14 protein-coding genes are annotated in these 11512 nt (G+C 43.4%); 9 read left to right on the forward strand and 5 right to left on the reverse strand.

Annotated elements, in window-relative coordinates; translation table 11 throughout:
- From H6G97_RS36665 to H6G97_RS36675, 5 genes are all read right to left on the reverse strand, one after another.
- Positions 1–4805, reverse strand: a 4805-nt coding sequence (locus H6G97_RS36665) for an AAA family ATPase (RefSeq protein WP_190945596.1), incomplete at its 3' end; no start/stop codon positions are given.
- Between the two features lie 114 nt (positions 4806–4919).
- Positions 4920–5153, reverse strand: a complete 234-nt coding sequence (locus tag H6G97_RS53520; protein ID WP_242055775.1) for a hypothetical protein — start codon at positions 5151–5153, stop codon at positions 4920–4922.
- 135 nt (positions 5154–5288) lie between these two features.
- Complete coding sequence (locus tag H6G97_RS53525) at positions 5289–5843, reverse strand: hypothetical protein (protein WP_242055777.1); 555 nt, start codon at positions 5841–5843, stop codon at positions 5289–5291.
- Positions 5844–5876: 33 nt separating this feature from the next.
- Positions 5877–6002, reverse strand: a complete 126-nt coding sequence (locus H6G97_RS54995) for a hypothetical protein (RefSeq protein WP_277883387.1) — start codon at positions 6000–6002, stop codon at positions 5877–5879.
- 67 nt (positions 6003–6069) lie between these two features.
- Positions 6070–6345, reverse strand: a complete 276-nt coding sequence (locus H6G97_RS36675) for a helix-turn-helix domain-containing protein (protein WP_242064958.1) — start codon at positions 6343–6345, stop codon at positions 6070–6072.
- Positions 6346–6491: 146 nt separating this feature from the next.
- On the opposite strand from H6G97_RS36675, the gene H6G97_RS36680 reads away from it, so the two are divergent.
- The 9 genes from H6G97_RS36680 to H6G97_RS36720 all read left to right on the forward strand — a co-directional run bounded on the left by H6G97_RS36680 (position 6492) and on the right by H6G97_RS36720 (position 11424).
- On the forward strand, positions 6492–7451 hold the full coding sequence (locus H6G97_RS36680; protein WP_242055779.1) for a hypothetical protein: 960 nt from the start codon (positions 6492–6494) through the stop codon (positions 7449–7451).
- 119 nt (positions 7452–7570) lie between these two features.
- Entirely contained in the window at positions 7571–7762 is a 192-nt protein-coding gene (locus H6G97_RS53530) for a hypothetical protein (protein ID WP_242055781.1), read from the forward strand.
- A gap of 127 nt (positions 7763–7889) precedes the next feature.
- Positions 7890–8093, forward strand: a complete 204-nt coding sequence (locus H6G97_RS36690) for a hypothetical protein (protein ID WP_190945598.1) — start codon at positions 7890–7892, stop codon at positions 8091–8093.
- Positions 8094–8118: 25 nt separating this feature from the next.
- The gene (locus H6G97_RS53535) at positions 8119–8508 is read left to right on the forward strand and encodes a hypothetical protein (protein ID WP_242055782.1); all 390 of its coding nucleotides are present in this window, start codon (positions 8119–8121) and stop codon (positions 8506–8508) included.
- Positions 8509–8635: 127 nt separating this feature from the next.
- Positions 8636–9478 carry a hypothetical protein gene (locus H6G97_RS36700; protein WP_190945600.1) on the forward strand — a complete coding sequence of 281 codons (843 nt, stop codon included), beginning with the start codon at positions 8636–8638 and terminating at the stop codon, positions 9476–9478.
- 74 nt (positions 9479–9552) lie between these two features.
- Complete coding sequence (locus H6G97_RS36705) at positions 9553–9762, forward strand: hypothetical protein (RefSeq protein WP_190945602.1); 210 nt, start codon at positions 9553–9555, stop codon at positions 9760–9762.
- A gap of 16 nt (positions 9763–9778) precedes the next feature.
- Positions 9779–10177, forward strand: coding sequence for a MerR family transcriptional regulator (locus H6G97_RS36710; protein WP_190945604.1), 399 nt, complete (start codon positions 9779–9781; stop codon positions 10175–10177).
- Positions 10174–10632 carry a DUF1392 domain-containing protein gene (locus H6G97_RS36715; RefSeq protein WP_190945605.1) on the forward strand — a complete coding sequence of 153 codons (459 nt, stop codon included), beginning with the start codon at positions 10174–10176 and terminating at the stop codon, positions 10630–10632. Before H6G97_RS36710 ends, H6G97_RS36715 begins: the two co-directional genes overlap by 4 nt.
- Before the next feature lie 30 nt (positions 10633–10662).
- Positions 10663–11424, forward strand: a complete 762-nt coding sequence (locus tag H6G97_RS36720; protein ID WP_190945607.1) for a hypothetical protein — start codon at positions 10663–10665, stop codon at positions 11422–11424.
- The last annotated feature ends 88 nt before the right edge of the window (positions 11425–11512 follow it).

Consider the following 11512-nt stretch of genomic DNA (forward strand, 5'->3'; position numbering starts at 1 on the left):
CGAAGTAAATCATGGACAAAGGGTTTGACATCGCGTCCAGAGATTTCGATGTCTGGAATGATTGTTTCAAATAAGGTTCGCCCTAAAATCTGATGTTCTTCATAGCCAAGAAGTTTTACCCCATAATCGTTGATGTAGTGAATCCGTCCTTGCGGATCATAGCGAATGATAACGGAATTCGCGGTTTGTAGCAGGTTGCGATAATTTGCTTCACTTTGTCTCAATGCGGCTTCGGTTTGTTGACGTTCAGCGATCTCCTGCTGCAAGGCTTGAGTTTGCTCTTTTACTTTCCGTTCCAGTGTTTCGGCATAGTCTGCTAACTGTTGATACAACCGAGCATTTTCTAGTAAAATCGCTGCCTGAGCCATCAACAGTTTAAGGACTTGCAAGCGATCGCTAGTAAACACTCCGGTACTGAGATTGTTCTCTAGATAAAGTATGCCAATCAGCTGATTTTGCTTGAGAATAGGCATACACAGGAGCGATCGCGTCTGTTGATGTTGAATATAAGGATCAGTTGAAAAAGACGATTCGCTGACTGCATCATCAAACACCAAAGTTTCAGATGTGCGTTCTACCGAGTGAATGACGGAAACAGGAATCGTTGCACACTCGGCAACAGCGAACTTTTCTAGGTCACACTGTTTACTTGAGCTGCATTGAGCTACCACAGTGAGTTGATCATCTTTCAGGAGAACCAGAGCGCCTGTTTCGGCTCCTGCATCTTCTATCACTGCCTGCATCAACGTGGCAATCAGTTGATCGAGATGAATTATTTCTGAGAGGGCTTGAGCCGCTTTCATCACCGCCGCCAAATCGATCACCGCAGTCGGATGACGGATCGTTTCATTGGTCACGATTGAATTTAATTGCCGAACTCGGTTGGTGTTGAGGAGTTGTGGATAGCGTTTTTCTAAATCTTTAACTTTAGCGGTTGCGCCCCAGCGATCATAGCAATAGTGCGCCTCTTTCATGTAAGTTTGAGCAATTTTTGACCGACCTCGCGCCAGATAATGTTTAGCCGCTAATTCATAGGCGAGTGCTTCTTCCTGGATATACTCATTTTCAGCAGCCCCCGCGATCGCCCGTTCATAAAACTCTTCAGCCTCAAGAAATTGCCCTAAGACTCGTGCTTTCTCTGCCTCGACTAGATAAAATTCATGTAGATAATTCATTGGGGCATGTTCTGCCCATTTCTGCATTTTTTCTTGGTTGGTGTTAACACAGTTTAGCCAAGCTACTTTTTCAGAGATTGAAGCATCGAGCAATAGGCTCAAAAGCGCCAGCGAGTGATAGAAACAGAATACAGGTAAAACCTTTATTGCTGACACCTCTTCAAAATGTTTCCTTGCCAAAATGGCAGTCTGTACAGCTTGATGATATTCTTCAAATAGATAAAACAGTATAACTTTGTGCAGGTACAGCATTTGAATTGCAGTTCCATCTTTAACTGCAATAGCGTGTGATAACGCCTCCTCTTCATTATACACCCGACCAACTAAGCGACTGGGATTAAGAGACCTATCTAACAAATTAAGAATGGTCTGCCACACTATTGCAATCCAAGTCGAGGGGCTTTCCCGTTTGATTCGAGCAACCGCTTTGCTGTATGTTGCCATTTTCTGTTCCAGTTGGGTGAGTGACTCACCGACGAAAAACGAATGGTGGCACACGTTATATGCAGCATAACCAGCGATTTCAAAGTCTCCCGTTTCCACTCCTTCCTGATAAACCTCAACCAGCAGTGGTGTCGTCTCCTTAAGATGTACTTTCCATTGCATAATATGGTCACTAAATAAGTGTAATGCTCTAGCCTTGCCTTTTTTGGTATTCAATCGTTCTGCCAAGGTAAGAGCCAATTGACCAAATTTATAGCCGAGTTCAATGTCTTGAACAACTCCACATAGAACAAACCCGTAGCCAGCATAAAACACTGGTGACCAGATAGCATTACCGTAGTTGATTGATAAATTTGCCGTTTTACATACAATCAATATCCACAGTGCTGGTGATACTATAAATGCAGCAGACCCCATATTCAATAGGATTGACATTGCTGCTAGCGGTTCTGGTGCAGTCATCTCTGGTAAATTGATCAAGTCTTCAATTTCTCGTTGGGCGAGTAGTGCAGCCGTTGACTCCAATCCGCCTCGAACATCTAACTCACTTGGATTTTCTGGTAAAATCACTCCTAGGAGCTTCAACACTTCCAAGCCAATTTTGACTGCTTCTTTCAGGTTGCCCTGTGACAAATATCTTTGAATGCTGCTATCGTAAACTTGCACTTTGTCAACCACTGTTTTGGCACGAGCGAGTACCACTTCTACCAACTGTTCCATCTCATCAAAGCAACCCTGGAGATACGCCGCTTCTGCTGCTTCTGAGTACAGCGCTAAGGTGAGATCATACTCACTGAGCCAACTCTCTGAATTGAGGAGTTTAAGCCTTGTAGTGAAATACTTAAAAGCTGCTTCATAAGCCGTTGCTGCCTTTGCTTTCTGACCTGCCATTAAATTCAATCTGGCAATTTCAGTTCGTTCTGATCGAGCAGTGACTAGCTCAAGTCCTTGATTGAGATGATCGATGATTTCAAACAACCGCTCGGATCGTTGCTCTGGTGAAGTTTTTTCGAGCAAATTGCCACCGATTTGGAGATGAACAACCTGTTTCTGCGATTCATCAATCAAAGCATAAGCCGCTTGCTGAACACGATCGTGCAGAAACTTATACTCTTGAACCAACAAGTCTTCGTCCAAGTCAGACAAAGGTTGAATTAATCCAGCTTGTACTGCTTCTAATAAATCCTGAAAAATTGCTTTCGGTGATTTTTCGCAAACGATTGCCAACGTTTCTAAATCAAACTCAGACCCAACACAAGCCGCTATGGAGAGAATTTGTTGTGTTGCTTCCAGCAATTTCTGCAACTGACGCAGCAGCAACTCCACCACATTATCCGTGATATTTTGAGCTTCAATCTCTGCCAGGTTCCACTGCCAGCTCAACTGTTGTGCATCGAAAGTCAACAGATTTTCGCCATACAGCATTTTCAAAAATTCACCAACGAAGAAAGGATTGCCCTCCGTTTTATGCAATACCAACTCAGCTAAGGATCGCACAGTGTCAGTATTTTGATGCAACGTCTCGGCAATCAACTGACTCAACGGCAAGAGCGTTAAGGGTGCCAGAATGATTTCTTGAAGCACTGCCCTTTGTTTCCTCAATCGCTCCAGCGTTAATGCCAGTGGATGCGCTGGATTCACTTCATTATCTCGATAGGCTCCGATCAGAAATAGAAATTGGGTTTGCTCGTCAAGCATCATTAGTTCGATTAACTTCAGCGTGGCTGAATCCGCCCACTGTAAGTCATCTAAAAAGATCACCAGAGGATGTTCTTGGGAACAAAATACTCGAATAAACTGCTGGAAAACTCGATTAAAACGATTTTGAGCTTCTGTGGCTCCCACCTCTGGGACGGGTAGCTGCCTGCCGATAATTAGTTCTACTTCGGGAATCACATCAATGATGATCTGTCCGTTACTCCCTAATGCCGTCAGCAGACGCGATCGCCACTGTTGCACTTGCTCATCCGGTTCCCCCAGAAGTTGCTGCACCAACTTTTGCAGGGCATCCACAATCGCGCTGTAGGGAATATTGCGCCGGAATTGGTCAAATTTACCAGAAATAAAATAACCACGGTTTGCTGTGATCGGCTTATAGAGTTCCTGCACTAATGCTGATTTGCCAATTCCCGCATAGCCAGCAACCAACATCATTTCGACTTGGAATTGAGGATTTTCTCTGCCTGACTCTGGTCGGTGGGCTTCGCCAACATTCCCTCTTGGGGCTACTCTTTCAAACGCCCCCAATAATGCTGCAATCTCCGCTTCGCGTCCATACAGCTTTTGGGGAATCTGAAACTGATCCGAAACATCTTGCAGACCTAATTGAATATGAGCAATTTGACCTGTTGTTGTAAATTGCTCTGTACAGCGTTCTAAATCCGCTTTGATCCCCCAGGCACTCTGATAGCGTTCTTCTGCGTTTTTCGCCATCAACTTCAAAATTATGCCTGAAATAGGTTTGGGAATCGTGGCGTTCAATTTATGCACAGGAATCGGCGGTTTGGCAATATGACAATGAACTAGCTCTAGGATGTCTTGAGTGGGGAACGGTAGCTGTCCAGTTAACAGTTCGTAGAAGGTTACGCCTAGCGAGTAGAAATCGGTGCGATAGTCGAGCATCCGGTTCATCCGCCCGGTTTGCTCTGGCGACAGATAGGCAAGCGTGCCTTCTAACACATAGGGACTTTTGAAGGTTGGATTCGTGCGGTTAAATTGAGTCGCAATCCCAAAATCAATAATTTTGACAACGCCAGTATCCAGATTAAAGACTATGTTTCCAGGGTTGATATCTTTATGAATGATATTGGCTGCATGGATTCTGCCCAGAATGTCGCAAACAGCGATCGCCACATCTAGAAAAGTGGATAAAGGCATCGGGCAGAAGATATTTGGGCGCTTGTGCATCCATTTCTCTAGGGATTCCCCCCCAAAATCTTCTAAGATAATCACCAGAGTGCGTTGATAGTCCTGCTGGTTGTATGCCTTGACAACTCCTTCCAGATTCAGGGAACGGATAATTTTATATTCCTGCCTATAGCGGGTTATTTCTTGAGGTGAGGGATAATCAAGCTTTAGCATTTTGACTACCACCCCTACTCCATCGTCTCTGATGCCCCGATACACTAGAGAATTAGAACTCTCGTATATTTTGTTTTGGATAGCAATACCAGGTAGAGTGATCATAGAGCAACTCTTAAGAGGATAATCTGGTACACCTCAAACTATACAGTAATTTTCATTCCGAAAATAATTATTTACTATTTGGTAATCGAGAATAAATTTGATGAAATAAAAGTTTTAAACTCTGATTTCAGACTCCAAAACACTCAACACTTTTTCTTCCAGTCCAGTCAAATAAGCCCGCTTCAGCTTCCCCAACGACTCCAAAAACTTCTGCACCGACTCCTCCAGCCCACTCGAATACACCCGATTAACACGATCGCTGATTATCTGCATCTGTTTGCATTCAGCAGGCAAGTAATCGTAAGACTTCAGGTGCTGCAACCCAACGGCGTACTCGCCATCCCACATTCTCACGCTGCAACTAAAGTCATTCACTACGCTAACAATTGCCCAACAGCCACCCTTGCCTCTGAGTTCTGGGTTGTCTTTGGCTAAGATTTGGCATACCTCGCCTAATTGATAGGTATTGGGTACTTGGGTTCGCTACATAATCCTTTGCACCACATCTTTGACGATTCTACCAGTTGGCACTTTCCCATCGGCAAGTTCTACTGCCTGTTGCCATACCTCCCACTGTTCTTGAGGTTCTAGCTTTGTAATGGATCGGACTTGCCCAACACTTGTGGGTAAAATTTGTGATCCATTTGTTGTCAAATCTTCAGGCGGCAAATTTTGACAACAAATTGTTGTCAAATTCTCGTAGACATCAGCTGCTGCAATCAGATAATTTGACTTCTGGCGACTATGACCAAAGCGTTCGCGGCAATAATCTTCAAAAGTTTTGTGCGTGGAACGATATAATCTGCGATCGCGTAATTCTGCCAGCGCCTTCCCCGCCTCAAAAAACGCTCTTTCCACACGTCGCTCTAGGTGAAGGCGATCGCGCTGTTCTTCTTCTGTCAACTCTGGAACTTCAACAGCACTAACCGTAATAGTTGCTGTAGCTGGGTTTTCTTCAAGGTCTTGGTCATCTGGTGGCGTGTCGTCACTGGATGTAGCAGAGGTGGCTTTGTTGCGCTTACGGGGTGGTTTAGCCATTATTCCACCTCTAGCTGAACAGTGTTTGAAGAGTCAACTTTTAAGGTCTTGTATCCATCTGACTCTAGCTGTAGCAGCTTCAAAGCATACCTTGTCTCCATATTGCGGCACTTCTTCTGTTGCAGCGTGTCGTGACTTTGGTTTCTTTTCCCTAGTCATACCTGTTCCACTGCAAGGAGAGTAAGAACAATACTGTTGATTTTCAGTTTTCCAAAGGCAAAAGCACTCATGCAGCCTCAACCTCTGAGTTGGAACGCTTTCTTGATTTGCGTTGAGGTATGTCTTCTGGATTTCTCATTTCAAAAAGATCACCTACTTCTCTAGTAAAGTAATTGCACAAAACTTCAACTGTACCGACATCAACGCGGCTGAAGTTATTTGTGAACAAGCGGTTAATCGTTGTGATGTCTAACCCAGTCTCTTTTGCCAACTGTCTCTGTGACAGCTGTGGATCTTTTTCTGCCATAAGCACGGCTAGCCTACAAAACATTTTTTTGCTCATTCCTCCATCGTACCTGTAGGCTACATTAACACAAAGTTATGCGATAGTGCATACAAAATATGTACATATACATATATTATTTGCATTAACCCCTGATAACCGTATGCATTACCGCATACAGTTATATATATTAGAGCAAATAAAATTTGCCAAAAACAAAAGACGACCGCCCCAGTCTGCAAAACGAAGCGATCGCCTTTCAAAAGATCCACCATCAAGATGGAGTACTACTTATCATGACATACCAAATCTACAGCCAACAACAGCTGCAACTGAAATCGATTGCCCGTCTCAAGCAAATCTACAGCGAAATCGGCTGCACAGTCGAAGTAAGCGACAAACGCTGTAAGGACACATGGATTTCCGCCATTGTTAATTATCAGGCAAGCAAGATTGAAAAAATCGCCCCTGCTGCCTCCGACAATCAAGCCGTCGCTCAAGCCGAACTCGACAACTACATCGCTGATCAAGCCCAAGCCGTAGCTCCAGAACCCCTCACAATAGTCGAAATCTCTTTTGACCATCACGAATATTACGCTGGTAATCAACTGGTAGCTAGCATCAGCTATGACGACAACCACTTAACGCAACGCTGGGTAGTCATGGTCAACGACAAAGAAGTATTTCGTGCCAACACTCTAATACGTTGCGATCGCTTCATCTGCACTCACTACAAAGACGGCACGCTGCCAGTCCAAGAAGCAGGGGGGCAGGGAGCAGGGGGCAGAGGGGAAAGATTCTGTCCCATGCACCCCGCACCCTGCTCCTTGTCCTCTTCTACTACTGGTAACGAAGTCATGGCGCAGATTTTCAACGAATGCGAGAAATACGGCTTTGAAATCCTCGACGATGGGATTTACCACAACGACGTGAAACTGGGCGAGGTTAGCTGTACTGACGGCAGTTGGTGGGTGATGCGTACTGGGGAATGTCAGCAAATGCCGTGTGACTCTGCGGTAGAAGCAGTTCAATCGCTGTCGATGGTGAACGTGTCTACTGATGATAAATCCATTTTTGATGAATATTTTTTAGAGCAACCCTTAGAACAGCTAACTGGCGGTAAATTGCAACGCCTGCTGGAGAGAACGGAGTTAGTCACAGCGTAAGTGTTGGGCTTCGCCTGGGAAAAGGTTAAAGGTATTGGTTAAAGGTAAATTTCTTTATTCCCTTTCCCTTTGCCCTTTCCCCCTTCCCCTCAATAATCCCTTCATTCACTTATTAATCTATGCAACCCACAATCTCAATCCCCCAACACTGGGCATACCCTCGCTTTGCTTTGGAACAGCGTACAGAACAAGGCACGATTCTAGGACTTTACTACTATCCCTCTGGTACAGAACTGGCTAAACAATTTGATGAAGGATGGCGTTATGTATTGATGCCTAACAAGAATTCTGACGAGATATCGTATTTGTAAGAAAACCAAATCCGACCGCTTACACCACAGGAATTATTCTGCCAAATCACTGCTGAAATTGACTTTTACCAACAGCAGATAAGCATTCTCAACCGACAGTTAACCGTATTAACTAAGGGTGCAAACAATGGCTAATCAAGTAAACAACACCTTTGACCGTAGAGCTAATCATTTGCTGCGTTCGATTCAGCTTTGCGGCGGTTGTGTTCCACTGCACTCTCTCCAATGCAAAGTTTCAAATTCAGTCATTCAAACACTACTGGATAAAGAACTGGTGCAAGTGCAGAACACGGGACGCGGTTTTTTGTTGGAGATTGCCGAGGATTTTTAGGTTATTAATCCCAGAGGACAAAATTATGAAACTTTACGCGAAAACCATTGCACAGACTTTACCCGATTGGGCAACTGCCGTTACAAAGAGTGCAGATTTATTTGAGATTGAAATCAACGATGAACACCCGAATTTTCAATCTCTGCTTGAAGAGTTAGAAACCGAGATTGAGCCAGGAACATTCGGTGTGAAAGCTGAGGATTTATGTTCCAGACTCGGCTTTGATTTGTCTAGCCCCAACCTCTACCAATTACTTGAACAAGCCCAGACTCTGGTATCTGAAATTGCTACGCACCCAGACTACAAACAACTACTAGACGAGGGATATGAACCTGATTTAAACATTGCGGATGCTAGCACTGCGCTCACTTATTTGCAATGGGAGTTAGAGCGGAATCAACAGCCTTCTCTTTAGTACAAAAGCAATCGTCTGAATGTAGTCAATATTCAGACGATTGCAACTACGGGAAATTACTTTCCGCTACAGAGTTTTTATTATCTCACACAGACTACCAATCCATGAAACTTAACCGAGGTGAAATATGATTGCTGAAATCAAACTAGGTTTATGCAACCCTCCCGAACCCATCTATTTATTTGTCAATCAGGGGGAAGTAGACGGGGAATCTTACGTTTGGTACAAGTTCAATATTAACCAAGATAAGAAAATTCCTGTTCCCCAAAGAGCGTTAACTGGGTATCTGTCAGAACTGCGATTGACCACTAAAGAATTCAAAGAAAAGGACAATCTCAAACTCGATATTGTCGTGAGTGCTGATGAGCTTTATGTTGTCAGGACTGGTGTTAAAACCAATTTTGCTAAAAGCTTTCTTCTGGCTGCATCATTAATCCAAGATTTTTCTAAGCCACTGATTATCGTTACTACTGCTGGCGACGAGAACACAGTTTTCTGTAATCTTTACGATGCTGCAACCAAAACTAAGATTTACAGGGAATGGAGTAGAGATTTGGATTGGGCAACAATTATTCGTGACATTCAATCTTTATTGGGTGCAACTTCAAACTCGATTCCCGAACCCCTACTGACTCCACCAAAACTTAGTATAGTTACTCAATCAGTACACCCACAGGATTTGCGGGTTAAAAATATTCGCACCTTGCTTGATTATTCACTTGATTTGGTCAAAGAGTGGTTGCAATTTCAGGATGTTGAACGCCCAAGTTTACTTGATATTAGCCAGATTAATGAACTAATCAAAACCATGTGTTTAGCTTGGGCAGCAGGCAAGTGTGAATATCCCAATCATGCCGAATCTTTGTATCAAAAGCAGGTTGTTGATGCTGTTACTAGCGGTGCTGATGAATTAGCTGCTATCACCGCATGGATGCAGCAGCTGCAAACAGTAAAGACTGGGGCAGGCTGAACCGGAATTTAGAAGTCGGAAGTCAGAATTATTCTGGCTTCTCATTTATTCAATTTACCAAACAGGAATTACCCATGAGAGTCATCGTTACAGTTGTTGAAAAAATCACAAGTGAAGCTCACATCGATATCCCTGATGGGCTAAATCAATCCGCAATTAAACAGCATATAGTAGACCGCTACAACACTGGGGGAATGTCCACAGATATGAACATCTTCCAAGTGGAATTTGAATCTATCAACGCTCAGATTGTTCAAGAAAATTCTTCTCCTAAGTCTGCATAAACATTGGAGGTAATAAATGAATCCCAAATGGACTGATGAAGAACTCGGAATCATTGAAGCTAAGGCTGAACTTTATACACCTAAGCAAATAGCCTCAATCTTAAAAAGACATGGCTATTTCCGCACTCCAATTGCTATTGCTACTAAGCTTTGGGCTTTAGGTTATTCTACAAGCCCCTTTCTCGATAACTATAGTAGTGCTGAAATCGCCCGTGTTCTGTGTGTGCATTCCACCACTGTTTCTGGTTGGGTACGCCGTGGTTGGTTGAAAACTAGTCGTCGTTCTTCTAAACGTTATCAAGTTCGGAGATGGCATCTCAAACAGTTTTTTGATAACCCGCCACAATCAATTAAAAAACGTATTGCTGCTCTCGATACCGAAGCCATTAATTACTTATTGGGGAGAAAAGCATGATTGACCACATTAACGCACTCAAAACAAGTTGGTATCTCTCCCCACCTTGGCGTGGAACAATTCCACCCGTTGAGGTGAATTTACTGGAGAGAGTATACCTCAGAACTACAAGAACATTTGGCTACTGTTGCGGTATGCAACGGAAGCATGAGTGCTGGATTTATTCAGTGGATTGCGGTAAAGAAATCCTTCACGCTACACAAAACCAAATCATTGGAACTGGGGAATTAGAAACCCTCAACGTGCAAAAACCTGCTTTTGTTCTGGGGCAAAGAGTGATCCTCTGTTCTCACGATAAGGGAACAAAACAACGGCTGATTTTGGGGATTGGGCTAGTGAATAATTCTTGGTTTTACGTTGTTGAATTGGTATCGCCCACGTTAATTAAGACACCGACTATATCGAATCGTTTCTCATTAGTTGGTGAAAAAAGCTTAGTGCGGGTAAATGTTTAATTTTCTCTAATCACGCAACGAAAAAAAGTTATGTCACAAATTGAAATCGCCGAAATCATCGAACAGATAAAACAAGAGATTCAAATCGACGCTAATGGTCAGGGCAAGGCCAGTGTTCGGGCAGCAGCTAGATTAGCAAATGTTAATGATGCTGGATTGCTTAGAAGCCTCAAAACTGCTGCTGACATTTCTCGTTCTAAACTTGTTGAAAGGCTTATCTACAAAGGCTTTGAAGGTGCTGAGATTTTATCGTGGTCTGAGTCCGGTATTCCTGATGTCGCAGTAGCAACCATACTTCACTATTACGGTTATGAAGCTGGCAAGAGATGTACCACACAAGCAAAATTAGCCTGTGAAGCTTTTGAAGGTATCGGTGTTCGTGCCTGGATTCAAGATTTACTGGGCTGGACTAAACCCGCCAATCCTTCCGAAACCGTCATGACACAAATACAGTTACTCGCTGCAATAGCCCAACAGATGGCACAGCAAGAACAACATTTATTGGAGCAACAACAGCAACAAACTCAAATCTTGGCAAGGCTCAAAGCTGTTGAAGTTGAGCAGGACAGGGTAAACACCCCATGCGGCCATAAATATAGTGTTGTTGGATTCGCCAATCTTCAAGGTTTAGAAATATCTGTAAAAGAAGCCGGTACTAAAGGTCGAAAGGCAAGTGCATTGTGTAGAAAACATGGAATAGAAATAGAACGCATTCATGACCCACGTTTTGGAAAAGTTGGTTTGTATCCAGAAAGTATTTTAGTTGAGGTTTTTAAAGCCGAACAAAACTAATAGCCGTTTCAAAATTTGAGATAACTACCATGCAACAACTCAATTTATTTGCTGAATCAACTCCAGTTTTACCAGTCACTTACTACCC

The organism is Nostoc flagelliforme FACHB-838 (assembly GCF_014698065.1).
GTDB lineage: Bacteria > Cyanobacteriota > Cyanobacteriia > Cyanobacteriales > Nostocaceae > Nostoc > Nostoc flagelliforme_B.